Source organism: Flavobacterium luteolum (assembly GCF_027111275.1).
In the GTDB taxonomy this organism is placed as follows: domain Bacteria; phylum Bacteroidota; class Bacteroidia; order Flavobacteriales; family Flavobacteriaceae; genus Flavobacterium; species Flavobacterium luteolum.
The window spans coordinates 1212890-1230632 of sequence record NZ_CP114286.1 but is presented as its reverse complement, the minus strand read 5'-3'; the positions used below and the strand labels follow the sequence as shown (position 1 = coordinate 1230632).

Here is a 17743-nt window from a genome sequence, read left to right as displayed (position 1 = left end):
TTTTAGATTAGTTTTTTCAATATTTCGACTCCTTTTTCTAATTCCTCTTTAGAAGAAGAAGCAAAACCTAGCCTAGTTCCGTTTTCATTATAATTTGAATATCGGTGCACTTTTCCGTCAGAAAAATACAATCCTTTTTTATAGGCCTCTTTTGCTAACAGTTCTAAATTAATTGATTTATCAAATTTAGTCCAAATCGTCATGCCTCCTTGCAGAATAGAAAAATCAACAGCACTTTTTAATTCACTATTTAATAAATTGCAGAACTGATTTCGTTTTTCTTCATAAATGGTTAGAGATTTTCGAAGATATCGCTGTACAGTTCCATCATTTATAATTTCCGCCATAGCATTATCAAGTATGTGATCGCCTTGTCGGTCCAAAAGTACTCGAACATTTGTCAAATGTTCAATTACATTTTCTGGAGCGGCCAAATAACCCATTCTGAAAGCAGGAGAAAAACTTTTACTAAAAGAGCCACAGTAAATAACCATTCCGTTTTCATCAGCGCTTGCTAAAGGGAGTAGAGGACGATTGTTGTAATGAAAATCAAAGTCATAATCATCTTCAAGAATAATAAAACTGTATTCTTTCGCGAGTTCTAATAATTCTAATCGACGGTCAATACGAAGCGCAACAGTTGTCGGATAATGATGATGAGGTGTAATATATACCATTCGTATTTTATTCTTCTGGCAGATCTTTTTCAATTCTTCCACAACCAAACCATATTCATCAACAGGAATTCTGATATGTTGGGCTTTTGCATGAAGAAAATTGTTTTCGGCACGACGCCATCCAGGAACACCAGATACAATAATATCGCCAGGATGTATAAGTGCATTACAGACCAAGTTAACTCCCATAACAGTTCCTCGTACTGATAATATATTTCGGGAAGTAGTTTTTAAACCACGTGTTTCATTTAAATATTTTGAAATAGCTTCTTTATAATAATCTGATCCATCGGGATTGCCGTAACTTCCAAATTTATCGTAAAGTCCGCTTCGAGTTAATTGATTGCGATAAGCTCGGTAAAGTTCTTTTAAAGGAGCCAATTTCGGGTCTGGAAAACCATCATCAAAATGGAGTTGAGCTGTGGAAACAAAATAAGAGTTTTCTAAATATTGCAGTTTTTCAACCGTAAAACCTGCTGTTTTTTGTGCTTTGTTAGATTTATCCTGAAGTTTTTCAGGTTTTATCTCAGGTATATGAGCAGATACAAATGTCCCACGTCCAGTAAAACTTTCAAGCCAACCCTGATTTTGTAATTCTTCAAATGCTTTAGAAACCGTAATTCTATTAATGCCAAGAAAAACTGCTATATCTCGAGAAGAAGGCAATTTTTGCCCTGTCTGAAGTTTTCCTCGTTTTATGGAAAGCAATAAAACTTCAGCTAATTGAAGATATATAGGTTTATCTCCATCTGAATTAAGATGAAGACCATTAAAAATTATCTTTAAAATTGGACTATTCATTTTAAGTAAATTGGACTACAAATATAATCCAATATAAGTTTAATTTTGAAGTTTAAAAGATAAAATAGTATGAATGAATTCAATATCATAATAAGAAAAGCTCTTGAAAAAGATGCTGAAAAAATTTGGGCTTTAATGCAAGATTTGGCAGTGTTTGAAAAGTATATTGATGTTTTTGCAATTACGCCGGAGATTGTCCGCGAAAGTGGATTTAGAAAAAGTCCACCCGATTTTTATTGTATTGTTGCAGAAGATGCAGAACAAATTGCAGGAATGTTAGTATACTATTTTCTACCTTACACTGCTGTAAATAAACCAGCTATTTATTTGAAAGAATTATATGTTGAAGAAAAATATAGAGGACAGAAGATTGGAGAACAATTAATGAATGCTTTATATGAAGAAGCTAAAAAGAGTAATTGTTGCCAAATTAAATGGACTGTTGCCCCTTGGAATGATGCGGGGAAAAAGTTTTATGAAAGGCTTGGAGCAAACGAAAACAAAGATTGGCTAAACTACGAATGGAATCTTTAAATATTGATTAATTTTAAAATTGAAAATTGAGCGTATGAATTTTAATTTACAACCCATTTTAGAAAATGATCTTTGCATTCTATCTCCTTTAGAAGAAAAAGATTTTGATGCTTTATATAAAGTAGCTTCCGATCCTAAAATTTGGGAACAGCACCCAAACAAAGACAGATGGAAAAAAGAAGTCTTTGAAAACTTTTTTGAAGGTGCCATGAAAAGTAAAGGCGCTTTTAAAATTATAAATAAGGAAACAGGAGATGTTCTTGGAAGTACACGATTTTACGATTTTGATCAAGAAGACGACAGCATTTTTATAGGCTATACTTTTTATGCTGTTTCGTGCTGGGGAAAAGGCGTGAATCAAAGTGTGAAAAAGACCATGCTGGATTATCTTTTTCAATATGTCTCGAAAGTGAAATTTCATATTGGTTCAGAAAATATCCGATCACAAATTGCAATTTCAAGAGTAGGAGCAGAAAAAGTGGCTGAAGAGGAGGTGGCTTATTTTGGAGAAAATCCAAAATGGAATTTTGTGTATCAAATAAATAAAGAAGACTGAAAAAGAGAAAAGCCTTAAACATATTGTTTAAGGCTTTTCTCTTTTTCCTACAATTGATTTTTTATTTCACTAAATAATCAATTTGATCAGCTTCGCAAAGTCTAAAATAACCAAAAGCGAAATTATTAGCATCAGAAGTATTTACAATATTTCCTCTAATATTTCCTGGAGGTACAGAAAAAGGATTTGAACTGGAAGCTTCCAAAATTAATTTCCAGTAATTATAGAAGTTTTTAGAAACGCCTCTATGGGTAATTTTTACTGTATTTCCAGATTTCATTTTGTCTTCTTTAGAGTATCTCGTGCTAATTTCGTTTCCGTTATAAAAATCATCATTTGTAATTTCATATTCTGGGTAAATCAAGAATGAGCTTTGATAATCTGTTACGTAAAAATTGGTTTGATCTGCTGGGTCATTGTAATAAAAAGTCAATTCAATGATATCTGTTCCGTCAAAATCGGGAACGATATTTTGTTCGATTTTAGTGATTGGAGTTGTAGAAGTTAACTTTTCTGTTGCGGTAAAACTTTGTCCTTCAGCAGTAATAAATAATTTGTAATCCATATCAATTACAGGAACAAAATTAGTGCATTTGTAAACTCCAGCCTCGGTTTCGTTAAAGGTAAAAACATCTCCGTTACTGTTTTCTACTCGTACTTGCGCGCCAGAAACTTTTGGCGTAGAATTGTTGTAATAAGGAGCCGTTTTACTAATTTTTATAGTTTGTTCCTTTCCGTCAGTTCCTTTTTTCCAGATAATTTCGGCATCGATAACCAGTTTCGTTTCACCAGTTTCCAGGTCCAGATTGACCACATCTTCGCAAGAAGCAAAAGAAAAAACAAAAAGAAGACTTATTAATGCCAGTGCTCTGTTCATTATTGTATATTTTTTCAATTTATTCATAGCATTAAAATTTAAAATTATAAGAAACTCCAGGTACAATTCCGAAAATAGAAAGTCTTCTGGTTTCATTTGCTCCCGTATCTTCATTGGTTGTAAAACTCATAGAAGCAGCATTTTTTCTGTTGTAAATATTGTAAAGGCTAAATACCCAATAGCTTTGCCATCCTTTCTTTTTATCTGGTTTTGGCGTGTAAGTTGCCGCAACATCTAAGTGATGGAAAAGCGGTAATCTGTTTTCATTTCTCAAAGAATAATTCGGAATGTGAATGCCTCCCATTTCGTAGTATCCATTTGCGTACGTTACCGGCTGACCCGATTGTAAAGTGAAATTTCCATTAAAAGACCATTTCGGATTCAGTTCATAACTTCCTACAATGCTTAAATTATGCAGTTTATCATAACCTGACAAATACCAGTCACCATTTGCAATTCCTGGTTCTTCTGGAGTTCTTCCAGGAGTTTTTTGTTCTGCTCTAGACAAAGTATAAGAAATCCATCCTGTGAAAACGCCAGTATTTTTTCTAAACAATAATTCCATACCATAAGATCTGGCTTTTCCGTTTAGAATAACCTGCTCAATATTGTTGTTAGCCAAGACATCAGCGCCGTCAATATAATCAATACGATTTTGAACATTTTTATAAAATAATTCTGTTTCTAAAGAGTAGTCGCCGTCTTTGAAATTTCTGAAATATCCCATCGCATACTGGTCCAAAAGCTGAGGTTTTGTAAAAGGTCCGCTTGGTGTCCAGATGCTCATTGGCAACGGAGACTGTGTGTTTGATAAAATATGAATGTATTGTGCCATTCGGTTGTAGCTCGCTTTAATCGAATTTTCGTCATTAAAAGCATAAGAAAGAGCAGCTCTAGGTTCAAAATTATTGAACTTGCTGATGGTTTTTCCTTTTCCGTATGAGATGCTTCCGTTTGGTGTTCCCTCTTCATAGATTTTGTATAACGGATTGTATACTACCGCCTGACCATTTTCGTAAGTGCTGATAGTTTCATCTCCTAAACGGTAAAACATGCTGTAACGAAGTCCGTAACGGAAGTTCAGTTTCTCTGTAATCTGATTTTCAAAATCAACAAAAGCAGAAGCCTCCAAAGCATATTTTTTGTCCAGCTGCATATAATTAAACTGAGAATCTGGCGAAGTCGGTTTTACAACTCCAGGATTGAAATTATAATACAAACCATCAATACCATAATTGATTTTAAACTTCTCAGATTGTTGGAAATTCCAATTGTACTTCAATCCATAACTCGCAATATTGCTATCCCATTTAAAACTTTCAATCGGAATTTCTAAATTAAATCTATAATCACTGTAGAAAGTAGATAGATTGCTGTTCAAACGATCAGAAAATTTATGTTTCCAACTTAAAATTCCCATTGTGCTTCCGTAAGTGCTAGCAAAACGATCATTGATATCGAATATATCATTTCCAAAATAACCAGAAAAAGACAATGTATTCTTAGCATTAAAACGATAATTCAATTTAGCATTCAAATCATAAAACATGGCAGAGTTATTATTGTCAGCCAGTTTCATGAACAAATGCGCGTACGAAGCACGTCCAGAAAGAATAAACGAACCTTTTTCTTTTTCTAAAGGACCTTGAACTAATAATCGGCTAGAGATTAAACCAATTCCTCCGTTTACTTTATATTCTTCAAAATCTCCCGTTTGTTGGGTAACATCTAGAACAGAAGAAACACGTCCTCCAAACTTTGACGGAATTCCTCCTTTATATAAATCTAAACCATTAACAATATCGGCATTGAAAATAGAAAAGAACCCAAACATGTGCGAGTCTGCATAAACAGGAGCGCCATCCAAAAGAATCAAATTCTGATCTGCAGCACCACCGCGGACATTAAATCCCGAAGAAGCTTCTCCAGCATTGGTAACTCCTGGCAAAGTTAAAATTGATTTTAACGGATCAGGTTCACCCATTGCAACAGGAATTTTTTTGATTTCCTGCATCGAAAGCTTATTAACACTCATTTGAGTATTTTTAATGTCAACCGCCTTATTATTCATGATAATAACTTCTCCCAATTGCTGGCTGTCAGAATCGATATTGAAATTGATTTTGGTATCATCGGAAACAGAAACACGTTTTTCCTCATTTTTAAATCCAACATAACTAACCTGAACAGTATAACTTCCGTTTGGTACATCAATGCTATATTTTCCGTCGGAATCTGTAACAACACCAGTTTCTAATTCTTTTATGTAAATGTTGGCACCAATAACAGGTTGTCTTTCATCGTCATAAACGTGACCGGTTAGCTTACTTTTTTTTTTGGCTGGTTTTTGAACTTGAGATTTCTGCTTTACAAAAATATTGCTGCCAACGATCGTAAATTGTACAGATGAAGTTTGATTTAATTCCGCAATAAGCTTGTTAACTTCGGTATTCTTAAAAGTGCTTTTTTTATTAAAATACTTTTTATTAGTATCAATCTGATCTGTAAAAGCAAATTTAAAGTCGGTTTGACTTTCGATTTGTTTGAAGAATTCTTTTAAAGTTACATTTTGATCTACAGTTACTGTAACGTTCTGAGCAGACATACATAAACTGAATAAAAAAAAGCACGCTGAAATTATATGCTTCATGAAATTTTGTATTTTTGAATATTATTAAACGGATTAACCTCGTGTTATCCTGAAAATTAGGAGGATGTGTAGTTTCGCGGCTTACATCCTTTTTTGTTTTTTATTGAAAAGTGATCTGTTTTAAATCTTCATTTATTTCAAAGTTTAGGTTATACATTTCTGATAATAATTGTACAATTGTTTTTAAATCTTCTTTTTTATTGATGCGAATCGTAATTTTCTGATTCATATTTTCTTTCGGAAGAATCACCTTATAGCCATAGTTTTCTTCAATATAAAGGCTTACTGCAGAAAGGTTTTCGTTGTCAAAATCTACAAATCGGCTAAATTCTGTTACTGAAGCAATTTGGTTTCCATAAGTAAATTTTTCACCTGGTTTCAAGATCCATTTTTGATCTTTGCCTTTCACATTCATTTGAACACTTCCTTCAAAAAGTTCAACAGTTACTTCTCTGTTTTCAGATTCTTTAACTGTAAAGGAAGTTCCTAAAACAGTAGTTGTTGTTTCGTTGCAGAAAACCTGAAAAGGATGCTGTTTGTCTTTTTTTACCTTAAAATAAGCTTGGCCTACAATTTCTATTTTTCTGTTTGAAGCGAAATTTTGCCCGAAAGAAATTTTAGATTTCGGACTTAACTCGACTTTTGAACTATCTGGTAAAACAATAAACTTTATTGCTGAGGTAGTATTTTCAATTACGTTTTCGGCAAGAACTATGTTTTCGGCAGTAGGTTCTTGGTTAAAATAAATTCCAGTTCCAATAAGAACAAAAAGCAAAACCGAAGCCGCCGCATAAATACGCCAAGGCTTAAATTTTCTTTTCTTCTCTGAAAATGTTTTAGCATGAAATTGTTCCCAGGAAGCTTCTTTTTCATTATCTGAATGTGCTTCAGGTTTTTCATTCCATAACTTTTCAAATTCCTCATCAAATTTTTCTTGATTCATTTTTTTTAGCTATTAAATGATTTGACACTGAAATCCGTGTTTATTAAAAACACGATAAACCATTTCTTTAATGTCGCGGTTGGTTTCGATTTTCAAGATATTTTCCTGTCCCTGACGATCAAAATTTATAATACAGTCAGAAATAACAAACTGTAAAAGAGCTACAAGTAAGCTTGCGTCTTTTTTTGTTCTAACATTAGTTTTATACGCTTCAATGTGCATTTTTAGTTCTTGTTTTTAAGTATAACAAACGAGAACTAAAAAGTTCCTAATGGTTTTCTATTTTTTTTCGAATAAATTTACTGGCGAGATAAATATGATTGGCAATGGTCTTCTCAGAGAGATCCGTTATTTCTGCAATCTCCTTATAGCTAAGGTTTTCCAGTTTGTGTAAAGTGAATATTTTTTGTTGCTGCTCCGGAAGCAGACTAATAAAATTTTGAAGCTTTTCTTGTCTTTCTTCAAAAATTCCCAAATCTGTTTCTTCCTCAGGCATGTCAACTTGAGCAGGATTAAGCTGTATTATTTTACTTTCTCTATTAACGTGATTAATAATGATGTTTTTGCAGATAACAAATATCTGTTTGTCGAACAGCACTTCTTCGTTAAGTAGTTCTCTTTTATTATATAATCTTATAAAAGTCTCTTGAACAAAATCTTCGGGAGTAAATACAGAAGAGTTAAATCGTTTGGCAATATTTATAAGTTTATCGTAATAGCTGAAGTAGACTTCTTTGAAAGCTGCTTCATTACCTTTTTTTAAACTTAAAATAAATTTCTTATTGTCCATAACGAAAATATCGCGACTAGATTCCTAGTTCTAAACTCATTGGAGTCAATATTATTGTATTCAGAATTTGAGTAAACTCAAGTGAGAATGTAATAAGTTACAAAGAACCGTAATTTAATTCAAGATTTGACGCTGTTCTTAGAAAATGTTACACTTAATGTAGTATTTTTTTTAAATCTAGAGTGAAGATCATTTCAAATGTCATTTTATGAAATGGAGAATGATTTTCTTCCTTTTAAATGTTTTCTTTTAAAGTAAAATTAAACCAATAATTCCTACATTTACCCCAACCAAAATATAAACTATGGAGAATTTTATTCTTTTTGCATTAATTGTAGGTATCGTTGTCTTGTTTAATAAGTTTAATAAATTAAAAGAAGAAAATGATCATCTGGATTCACTTTACAGAAAAAATAGAGATGATTTTAATACTTTGAAAAATGAATTAGCTGAGATTAGAAAGCAACTTTCACAATCTGATTTTATTGTTGATGACTCTAAATCTGTAATTGAGAAACGAGAGATTTTTTTAGATCCTGTTGAAGAAGTTTTCTCGCCAGTTGTCTCAGAATCATTTGCGGTTATTGAGGAAGTTCAAAACGAAAAAGAAGCTATTGAAGAGTCAATCGAGCCAGTTGTGAGCTTCGAATCTGCTTCACTTCCTAGATTGGATAAAAATGAAACTCCAGAACTGGAAGAAATTTTAGAAACCAGTTCATTTAATGCTCTTGAATCGCAATCTGAAACGCAAGTTCGAGAAGAAGAAGTTTACGTAGAAAGTGCTTTTTCGATTTTTATGAAAAAGCTCGAACAGCAGTTTGTCGAAAATTGGACAGGAATTCTTGGAACTGCAATTATGGTTTTAGGAATTGGCTATTTAAGCATTTACACAGCTTTGAAAGTTTCGCCAATGTTTAGAATTTTAATTCTTTGGCTTTATGCTGGAATTCTAGTTGGATCATATTACTTTCTTCAGAGAAAGGAAAAATGGTTTAAAACAGGACTTTGGCTGCGCAGTGCGGGAGCAAGTTTATTTTTGTTTGGTTGTTTTGGAGCTTCACAAATTCCTGCATTGACTTTTATTGCTAATATTCCAATTGCTTATTCTCTTATTGGATTTGGAATTGCGCTCAATTTGTATGTTGGATATATTATCAAACAACAGACTTTTTTATCGCTTCATGTAATATTGAGTATTTTAATTTTATGTGTAATTCCCGAAAAACTTTTAGTTACATTTTTATTGGCATCATTAACCGCAACAGCTGGAATTGTTTTATCGTATAAAGAAAAATGGGAATATCATTTATTGATCGTTATTTCAGGTTTTATCCTATTTGATATTTGGTTTACCCAGGGAGCAAATGCCTTGACAGCAACAGAAAATTTGTTTGCTATACTCGGAATTATTTTGGTTTCTGTAAGTTGTATGTACATGCAGTATCGCAGTATTTATGCAAATACACATTTTGATAAAATTGCTTTTTTAACGCATCTCATCAATTGGGTTTTATTTGCGGCAGGTTTAATTTTGCATTCAACAGGCAGTAAAATCAAAATTTTTGTTTTGCTGGTAGCGGGAATACTTTGTCTTTTTGCTGCTCTTTTTGCAAGAAAGAAAAAAATCTTTTGGCTGTATCATTTAGACGGAATGGTTTCGTTTGTACTCTTCGCTTTGAGTATTATAATGCTTAATGATTGGAAAGTTGGCTTTGATATTATTATCTGCGGCTTGTATCTTCTTGTTCTGACTTGTTTGTTTATTGTTTATAAAAGCAAAGAAATTTTACTGCATAAAATATTTTTGGGCATCAACCATATTTTATGTTTGTTTGTTTTTGGTTTTTTTATTCTCAATGTTAATCCATCTTATAATCAGACCAATGTTACTAATGTTTTTGCGTCGATTATTGTTGTAATGTTTATGGCGTTAATAGTTCCTGTTTTTTGTGTCATAAAAAAAGAATTTTTAGAAATCGATTCTTTCATTGTCAAGAAGGATTTGAGTTTAAATGGAATTTTCTCTGTTTTACTTTCGTTTTTGTTTTTTATAAGCTGGTATCATACTATCGAAATTTCGTTTTATTATCCTTTAGTATTTCTGGCTTTATTGTGGTGTTCTTTACGATTCAAGTTCAAAATAGATACTTTTGATCTTGGCAGATTTGTGTTTTTGCTAATTTCGATCGGCGTAGGATTAACTTTGATTCTTATAGAGCCAAAATCTAATTTAGATATTCTTTTTGCATCAGGAATTATTGCTGTAACAACGCTCAACTGGTTTGCGAAGTTCTTTTATAAAGACAATTCTATTGTTAAGACTATTGGAATAATAGGGATTAATGCTTTGTTAATCTCCTTTTTGTATAAATATTTAGCCGCTTATTATATCGTTCAGATTTTCGGATTGTTTGTAATCGCTTTACTAAATCATGAATTTTTATGGATTCAGTTTAAACGAAAAACACTTTCTGTAGAAAATCAAACTTTATTATATGGGTTTTGTCTTGCTTTTTCTGTTTTTGGAAGTTTTGTGTTTTTGTATAATACGCGATTCTTCAATAATATCGAAATTGGTTTAATCGCAGTTGGACTTTCTGCAATTGAAATCTATATTTTCTTTGGAGAAAAAATCAGAAATAAATCGAATGAAATTATTTTAGGATGGAAAAATTTCAACGTTCTAAACTCTGATTTTGTTCTTTTTAATGCTTTGGTTTTTGGTTTTTCTTGTATTGAGATGAATTATATTCCTGTTTATTTAGGTATTTTGGCATTGGTTACTTTTTGGGTTTTTCAAAAAATGGAAAATATCAAGCGTTATAATATTTACTCTTTTGTACTCTTAATTGTTGCTGTATTCCTAACGATTTATTTAAGTGCTTTTGAGTTGAATAAAAACAATCAATGGACTCTCTATGTTATAGAAACTATAAGTGTTTTATTGTCTGCTGTATATGTATATCTGCAGACTAAAAGTCGTAAAGAAGAAGGTAGAATGTTTATTGCAGTTTTGCCAATTGTTCAAAATTTGTGGGTAATCGCTTTATTATTTATTCAGGTAGAAATGGCTTATCTGCCCTTGCTGTTTATGATTCTGGCATTAGTCAATTTTGGTTTGATTCTTTATAAAAAAATAGTATTAGTATCAGAATCAGTATTAGTTATAGGAGTTTTAGCTATTTTGGCTTCTGTTTTTTATAACATTAAAAACCTTAATGATTTCTCTTTACTGGATTGGATTTTGCAACTTTCGGCAGTAGCATTGTTGATTGTTTTAACTTTCCTGATTCACAAAAAAGAGTTTATAAAATCATTTCAGATCGATTATCAAATTGTGATTAACGTTTGGCTTTCTATTATTATGTTTTCACAATTGGAGCACAAATGGCTTCCAGTATTTTGGTCAGGAACAGCGATTGTAAATGCTTGGCTTTATTATAAAAAGATTAGCACTAAAAAAGAAATCAGTATTGTTTATTATTTATTGGCTAATTTTCATTTGGCCTTTGTTAGTTTCAACTATTTTGAATCCAAATTTGAGTTTGTGTATCTCATTATATTTGTACTTCTTGCTCTGTATATTTTTATCGTTTACAAGTTTATCGAAGATTTTCAATTCAAAAACAGTATTATTATTTATCCTGCAACTTTTAGCATTGGATTATTTTTATATCTCACATTCGACAAAGGAATCTTGACCTTCTTCTGGATTTTGGAATCTTTAGGATTGTTGATACTCGGAATTATTCTAAAAGAAAAATACTTCCGTTATGTTTCACTTTCCTTAGTAGGTGTTTGTGTCGTTCGATTAATGTTTTTCGATTTATCAAATGCCGATTTCTTAATAAGAGCCTTAGTTTTATTGGGAGTAGGAGTAGTGCTTTTAGTAATGAATACTTTGTTCAAAAAATATAAAGAGCGATTTGATTAAAGAGCGGATTTTGTTTAAAAAAAAGCCACAAATTCATTTATTTGAATTTGAGGCTTTTTTTAATTTCTACAAAATGATTGGTAAAGATAATTTGCGGGTTATAAAAGCTATTAAATCTAAAAGGTAAGTGCAAGCATCATCTGAATATCTACTCTATTGTAAGACGAAGAAAGACCTTCTACTTCTTTAAAACCTAATTTTTCATATAATTTGATAGCAGGTTTCAGTTTGGTGTTGCTTTCCAGATAGATTCTTGAAGCGCCTTTTTCAGTAGCCCATTTTATTGCCGATTCAGCGAGTAATAATCCGACACCTTTTCCTTGCGCTTTCGGACTTACAGCCATTTTTGCCAATTCGTAATCATAACTTTTTCCGTCACTTTTAATTAAAGCACAGACGCCTAAAACTTCATTGTCTAAGATTGCAGAAAATATTTCGCCGCCTTTTGTTTATAATATATTCTTCGGCATGATCGAGCGCTTTTACATCATTGGGTTCAACCTCAAAATAAGTTGAAATCCATTCTATATTTAAGTCCTTAAAACTTTTTTGATATTTGGGGTTGTAAGTTGTTATTTCTACTTGATCTTTATTCTTCATAATGCTGCTAAATACTGTTTTTTATTATTCTGCCCAATTTTTCCAAATCAGAATCTACTCGTTCATTCCATTCTAAGACATAGGTTAATCGCATGCAGTTGTTGTATTGATTGTACTGCGAAAAAATTCTTCCTGGCGCAAAGACGATTTTTTGGGCTAGGGCAGTGTTGTATAATTCTGTTGTAGAAATTCTTTCATCCAATTCCAACCATAACATAAAACCGCCTTTAGGTTGCGCTATTTTGGTGTTGTCTGGAAAATAAGATTCTACGGCACGACTAATCTGAAGGTAATTATTGTAAAGCTTATTTCTAAAAGACCTCAGATGATGATCGTAACGTCCATGCTCTAAGAAATCTGCGATAACATCTGAGTATAAAGATGAATTACAAACCGTTTGAACCAACTTTTGACGTATAATTTTATCTTTAAATTTTCCAGGAGCAATCCATCCAACACGATAACCTGGTGCGAGAGTTTTAGAGACAGATCCGATCCACAAAACCAAACCAGCTTCGTCATAAAATTTACAAGGTTTCGGGCGCTCTGAACCAAAGTAAAGATTACCGTAAATATCGTCTTCAATTAATGGAATATTATATTGTGTTATCAGTCGTACCAGTTCTTGTTTGTTTTCATCAGGCATTTGAAACCCCATCGGATTATTAAAATTGGTAACAAAACAACAGGCCTTTATTTCAGGTATTACTTTTTTTAAAGCGTCGAGATCTATTCCATACAAAGGATGGGTCGGAATTTCAACAGCTTTTAAACCTAATGCCTTAATGGCTTGAAGTATTCCAAAATAAGCAGGACTTTCTACAGCAACGCTATCTCCAGGAGATGTCGTGGCCATAAGCGCATTGTACATGGCGTGCATAGCGCCAGAAGTAATTACAAGATCATCTTCTGTAATTTTTCCTTCCATAACAAGTGCCCATTTTGCAATGGCACGTCGAAGTTCTTCAGATCCTTGAACGGGTTCATAGGTTGTGCCGGCGTCACTTCTATTTCGTACAGCATTGATGATTCCTTTGTTAAGTTTTGCAATTGGAAGAAAATTTTTCCCAGGTAATCCAAGTGCAAATTGTGTTACATCGGTTTGATTGATGGTACCGAAAACTTTATCAATAAGCTCCTCGGGTGTATTTTCTGTTTCATGATTGTTTATACTCGCAATTGTTGGAAGTGCTGTTGTGCGTTGTGAACTTTTGCTTACATAATATCCCGTTTTTGGACGAGATTCTATGAGAGAACGGCTTTCGAGTTCTAAATACGCTTGTTTAATGGTATTAAGACTAACATTATATAGTTTCTGTGCACTTCGTACAGAAGGCAGTTTGTCGCCAAGCATTAAAGTTTCAGTGTGAATTTGATCTTCAATGATTTTTGCAATTTTTAAATATAATGTTTCTTGATTCTTCATTGTGCTTTTTCTTAAGCGTTTAAAGGTTTAAATAATGAATAAAATGTTCGGTACTTTTTTTTAGTTGTTCAGCATTATTAAAATTGGCACTTCTTTTTTTCGTTAGAAAATTTTTGATGTATTCATTAAATGCTGCTTTGTCTTCATTTGTCAAACTTCCGTTATCATAAATTTTAAATCCGATTTCATTATTTTCATCCAATACTAAACTGGCAAACGAATTTATTTCATTGTCTTTTTCGCAGAGAAGAAAAGGCATTCCAAAAATCATTTTATCTTCAGCTTTTTCACGCATGTTCTGAATGAAGATGTTTTGCAGAATCTCCATATCAAATACATAAACTTCTCTAAATGTTGTTTTTTTCTGTGTTACTGCTTTAGGTTCCATATCTTTTTTAGCAAAATTATTGCTATTAAAAATTTGGGTACAGATACAGAAAATGCTTTTTTTATGGATACAGATAAAATTACTGCTTTTTGACGAGAAGAGAAAATAGCAGGAAAAAAAGAAAGTCCCTGAATGTTTTATTCAAGGACTTTTGGTATTCTTTTAATTAAGTATTAAGGAAAGGACAATAAAAACAATTATTGGTTTTCCTTTTCCAAATCTGCGGCAGAAATCTGGTCTAATATATTAGTCTGATTTGGCGAAATGTAATTTTTGTTTTCGCTAATTTGCTCTTTCTTAAAAAGAAGATCTAATGCATTGTAAAGTTTTAATAAAACATCTTTATCTTCTTTGGCAATATCCAAAGCAGTATTGAAATTAAAAACATAATTGTTAGAATTGCGTACTTCTACTTTGATCGTTTTAGATGTGATCTTAAATTTTACTATGTCCATATGTTATAAAATTGCATCTGCAAAATAACTATTTTAATGGGAGTTATTGCGGTTATTTTTTGATTTTTTAATTACAAAGAATTTTTACTTTCTTGTTTTAATTTCAGGAGTACTTCCATTGCTTTCACAGCATCATTCTCATCAACAAAGATATGGTCGTGTAAATATGCCGCGACAACATTGCAGCTAATATTTGCATTTCCTAATGCTTGAGAAAACGCAGCAGTTAAACCTACAGCGGCCAAAGAAGAATGAATTTCTAAAGTTATCCAAGAAGCAATATAAGAGAAAGTAAGATTTAGTTCTTCTGCAAAGTGTTTTTCTAATACTAAAGTGATTCCTTCTTTTTCTTTAAATAGAAACAAAATCTTTGAAAAAGGAATCTGATCTAGAGCATCAACTTTTGTAAAAACATATTTTCCTTCATTAAGAACAGGATTAAGATTCTTTAAAATAGTACTTAAATTAATTTCTCCTTCCATAAAATTAGGATTGTTTTTTATTTAAAAATAATAAAAAACCCTTAAACATTTCTGTCTAAGGGTTTTACCTTCTAGTAGCGAGGACGGGAGTTGAACCCGTGACCTCAGGGTTATGAATCCTGCGCTCTAACCAACTGAGCTACCTCGCCTGGACTGCTATCATGAATTCCTGATTGCGGGTGCAAAGATATAAATATTATTAAAGCATACAAGCATAAAATGAAGAAAAAAAAATATTTTTAAAAATGCATTGTTTTTGGACATATATTCTTATATTTCGAAAAAATTAAAAGTAGCACATGGATTCAAAAATACGTTACGAAATCGAGTTTCCGATCAATTCTTCGCCGCAATTATTGTATCAATATATATCAACTCCGTCAGGTTTACAAGAATGGTTTGCTGACAATGTTAATTCAAGAGGTGAGTTTTTTACCTTTATGTGGAATGATTCACAAGAAAAAGCGCGTCTAGCTTCAAAAAAATCTGGAGAAAAAGTAAAGTTTAAATGGGTTGATGACAGCAGTAAGGATACTGAGTACTTTTTTGAACTTCATATTTTAGTAGATGAATTGACTAAAGATGTATCGCTTATGGTAGTTGATTTTGCCGATAAAGATGAATTGGGTGAAGCTAAACAATTGTGGGAGAATCAAATCTCAGATCTAAAACATCTTATAGGATCTGTTTAGTAAAAGTCTATTTTATACCTTATATTTGCCCTGAACAAAATTCAGGGTTTTTTTATGATTAATTTTAACGGAAATATAGCGAAGGAAGATAATATACTAACTCTAAACCGCGCTTTTTTATATGGTGACGGAATATTCGAAACAGTAAAAATTGTCAACGGAAAAATCTTGTTCCTTGAAGATCATTATTTTAGATTAATGGCTTCAATGCGTGTAGTCAGAATGACGATTCCTATGGATTTTACAATGGAATATTTTGAAGAGCAAATTCTTAATTTGGTTAATCAATTAAATATTGCCTCTTCAGCACGTGCAAGGATTACTGTTTTCAGAAATGATGGCGGTTTGTATCTTCCAAAAAGCAATGATATTTCATTCTTAATCAACGCCATTTCTCTTGGAAATAAAGCCTACAGTATAAATACAAACGAATACGAAGTAGATTTGTATAAAGACTTCTATGTAACAAAACAATTATTATCATCTCTTAAAACAACAAATAAGATGATCAATATTACAGGAAGTATTTATGCAAGTGAAAATGATCTTGCAAATTGTATTTTACTGAATGATAGTAAAAATGTTGTAGAAGCACTTCAGGGGAATATTTTTATGGTAACAGGTAACAAGCTTATTACACCTCCAGTTTCAGAAGGTGCTTTAAACGGGATTATGCGCAAGCAAATTTTAGCATTGGCTAAAAAAGTTGAAGGCATAGAAGTTGTAGAAGACATAATTTCGCCTTTTGATCTTCAAAAAGCAGACGAATTATTTCTGACTAATGTAATCACGGGAATACAGCCGATAACTAAATATCGAAAAAAGGAGTTTACAACAAATCTGGCTCATTTATTAGTGCAGCGACTAAACGAATCCATTTCTGAAAATTAATTCAGATATGGATTTTCTGGTGCGTTTGACCAAATAAGATAATCACCGCCAAGCTCAATAATCTGCTCTTTCCAAAAATGGGTAGTCGATTTTCCGATAATTTTATTTTTGTAATTATTATCAGCAATAATCCAAGAGTTTCCTTGCATCTCATTCTCAAGCTGATTTTCTTCCCAGCCAGTATAACCTAAGAAAAAACGAATATTATTTTTACTAATAGATCCGTTGTTTATTAAGTCTTTGGTTGACTCAAAATCTCCACCCCAATAAATCCCGTTTGAAATCTCAACACTATTTGGGATCAACTCAGGAATATTGTGAATAAAATAAAGGTTGTCTTGTTCTACAGGGCCGCCGTTATATATCTTAAAGTTAGCATCAATCTCAGGAATCAAGTCATTAATGGTATATTTTAATGGCTTGTTAATTATAAAACCTATTGATCCTTCTTTGTTATGGTCTGCTAATAAAATTACCGATCTATTAAAAGATAAATCTCCAATTATTGAAGGCTCGGCAATAAGCAGGTGTCCTTTTTTTAATTTTTCTGAAATCATACGGTTACAATTTTTATTAAATTTAATCATAAAAAAATTAAAATCACAAAAAAAATCGTTAAACCGCATAAAAAAACCTTCCAGAAGGAAGGTTTTAATTATATTATAAGTTTAGAGAACTTTCTTACTTAGTTCACTGCACCTTCTAATTCAGCACCAGCTTTAAATTTTACAACGTTTTTAGCTGCGATTTTGATAGTTTTTCCTGTTTGAGGGTTTCTACCGTCTCTAGCAGCTCTAGAAGATACTGACCATGATCCGAAACCTACTAATGAAACTCTTCCTCCTTTTTTCAAAGTAGTTCCTACATTACCTAAAAAAGACTCCAAAGCTAATTTAGCCGCAGCTTTTGTAATTCCTGCATCAGCAGCGATAGCATCGATTAATTCTGATTTGTTCATAATAATTAGTTATTAATTGTTGGTTAAAAAAAATTGTTAATACACAAATTTAGTAGGAAATCCGTTGCGTGCAAGTGTTTTCTTTATTT

18 protein-coding genes and 1 tRNA gene are annotated in these 17743 nt (G+C 32.1%); 5 read left to right on the top strand and 14 right to left on the bottom strand.

Annotated elements, in window-relative coordinates; genetic code table 11:
- Positions 1-2: 2 nt before the first annotated feature.
- On the bottom strand, positions 3-1478 hold the full coding sequence (locus OZP10_RS05070) for an aminotransferase-like domain-containing protein (RefSeq protein ID WP_281633773.1): 1476 nt from the start codon (positions 1476-1478) through the stop codon (positions 3-5).
- A gap of 69 nt (positions 1479-1547) precedes the next feature.
- Between OZP10_RS05070 and OZP10_RS05065 the strand changes: the two genes are divergently transcribed.
- Both OZP10_RS05065 and OZP10_RS05060 read left to right on the top strand, forming a co-directional pair.
- Entirely contained in the window at positions 1548-2012 is a 465-nt protein-coding gene (locus tag OZP10_RS05065; RefSeq protein WP_281633772.1) for a GNAT family N-acetyltransferase, read from the top strand.
- Positions 2013-2046: 34 nt separating this feature from the next.
- On the top strand, positions 2047-2568 hold the full coding sequence (locus OZP10_RS05060) for a GNAT family N-acetyltransferase (RefSeq protein WP_281633771.1): 522 nt from the start codon (positions 2047-2049) through the stop codon (positions 2566-2568).
- A 61-nt stretch (positions 2569-2629) separates the two neighbouring features.
- Here OZP10_RS05060 and OZP10_RS05055 read toward each other — a convergent pair whose 3' ends face one another.
- The 5 genes from OZP10_RS05055 to OZP10_RS05035 form a co-directional block, all read right to left on the bottom strand.
- Positions 2630-3472 carry a DUF4249 domain-containing protein gene (locus OZP10_RS05055; RefSeq protein WP_281633770.1) on the bottom strand — a complete coding sequence of 281 codons (843 nt, stop codon included), beginning with the start codon at positions 3470-3472 and terminating at the stop codon, positions 2630-2632.
- A gap of 4 nt (positions 3473-3476) precedes the next feature.
- The gene (locus OZP10_RS05050) at positions 3477-6095 is read right to left on the bottom strand and encodes a TonB-dependent receptor (protein ID WP_281633769.1); all 2619 of its coding nucleotides are present in this window, start codon (positions 6093-6095) and stop codon (positions 3477-3479) included.
- 100 nt (positions 6096-6195) lie between these two features.
- Positions 6196-7038, bottom strand: a complete 843-nt coding sequence (locus OZP10_RS05045; RefSeq protein ID WP_281633768.1) for a FecR family protein — start codon at positions 7036-7038, stop codon at positions 6196-6198.
- A 12-nt stretch (positions 7039-7050) separates the two neighbouring features.
- Positions 7051-7260, bottom strand: a complete 210-nt coding sequence (locus OZP10_RS05040) for a hypothetical protein (protein WP_177212225.1) — start codon at positions 7258-7260, stop codon at positions 7051-7053.
- A gap of 46 nt (positions 7261-7306) precedes the next feature.
- The gene (locus tag OZP10_RS05035) at positions 7307-7828 is read right to left on the bottom strand and encodes an RNA polymerase sigma factor (protein ID WP_281633767.1); all 522 of its coding nucleotides are present in this window, start codon (positions 7826-7828) and stop codon (positions 7307-7309) included.
- A gap of 304 nt (positions 7829-8132) precedes the next feature.
- Between OZP10_RS05035 and OZP10_RS05030 the strand changes: the two genes are divergently transcribed.
- The gene (locus tag OZP10_RS05030; RefSeq protein WP_281633766.1) at positions 8133-11762 is read left to right on the top strand and encodes a hypothetical protein; all 3630 of its coding nucleotides are present in this window, start codon (positions 8133-8135) and stop codon (positions 11760-11762) included.
- Between the two features lie 116 nt (positions 11763-11878).
- On the opposite strand, the gene OZP10_RS05025 is transcribed toward OZP10_RS05030, so the two are convergent.
- From OZP10_RS05025 to OZP10_RS05000, 6 genes are all read right to left on the bottom strand, one after another.
- Positions 11879-12148, bottom strand: a complete 270-nt coding sequence (locus tag OZP10_RS05025; RefSeq protein WP_281634750.1) for a GNAT family N-acetyltransferase — start codon at positions 12146-12148, stop codon at positions 11879-11881.
- 221 nt (positions 12149-12369) lie between these two features.
- A complete protein-coding gene (locus OZP10_RS05020; RefSeq protein ID WP_281633765.1) occupies positions 12370-13788 on the bottom strand; it encodes an aminotransferase-like domain-containing protein in 1419 nt (472 codons plus the stop codon).
- A 19-nt stretch (positions 13789-13807) separates the two neighbouring features.
- A complete protein-coding gene (locus OZP10_RS05015) occupies positions 13808-14176 on the bottom strand; it encodes a hypothetical protein (protein ID WP_281633764.1) in 369 nt (122 codons plus the stop codon).
- Positions 14177-14373: 197 nt separating this feature from the next.
- Positions 14374-14631, bottom strand: coding sequence for a hypothetical protein (locus OZP10_RS05010; protein ID WP_281633763.1), 258 nt, complete (start codon positions 14629-14631; stop codon positions 14374-14376).
- Between the two features lie 71 nt (positions 14632-14702).
- The gene (locus tag OZP10_RS05005) at positions 14703-15113 is read right to left on the bottom strand and encodes an ACT domain-containing protein (protein WP_281633762.1); all 411 of its coding nucleotides are present in this window, start codon (positions 15111-15113) and stop codon (positions 14703-14705) included.
- A 75-nt stretch (positions 15114-15188) separates the two neighbouring features.
- A tRNA-Met gene (locus OZP10_RS05000) sits at positions 15189-15262 on the bottom strand.
- Between the two features lie 150 nt (positions 15263-15412).
- Here OZP10_RS05000 and OZP10_RS04995 point away from each other — a divergent pair.
- On the top strand, positions 15413-15805 hold the full coding sequence (locus OZP10_RS04995) for an START-like domain-containing protein (RefSeq protein WP_095929482.1): 393 nt from the start codon (positions 15413-15415) through the stop codon (positions 15803-15805).
- A 54-nt stretch (positions 15806-15859) separates the two neighbouring features.
- Positions 15860-16696, top strand: coding sequence for an aminotransferase class IV (locus OZP10_RS04990; RefSeq protein ID WP_177212234.1), 837 nt, complete (start codon positions 15860-15862; stop codon positions 16694-16696).
- On the opposite strand, the gene OZP10_RS04985 is transcribed toward OZP10_RS04990, so the two are convergent.
- Together OZP10_RS04985 and OZP10_RS04980 are read right to left on the bottom strand one after the other, a co-directional pair.
- A complete protein-coding gene (locus OZP10_RS04985; protein ID WP_008464759.1) occupies positions 16693-17253 on the bottom strand; it encodes a YqgE/AlgH family protein in 561 nt (186 codons plus the stop codon). The two genes, OZP10_RS04990 and OZP10_RS04985, sit on opposite strands and share 4 nt — an antisense overlap.
- Positions 17254-17381: 128 nt before the next feature.
- Positions 17382-17654 (bottom strand): HU family DNA-binding protein, encoded by a 273-nt coding sequence (locus tag OZP10_RS04980; RefSeq protein WP_008464760.1) that lies wholly within the window; start codon positions 17652-17654, stop codon positions 17382-17384.
- Between the last annotated feature and the right edge of the window lie 89 nt (positions 17655-17743).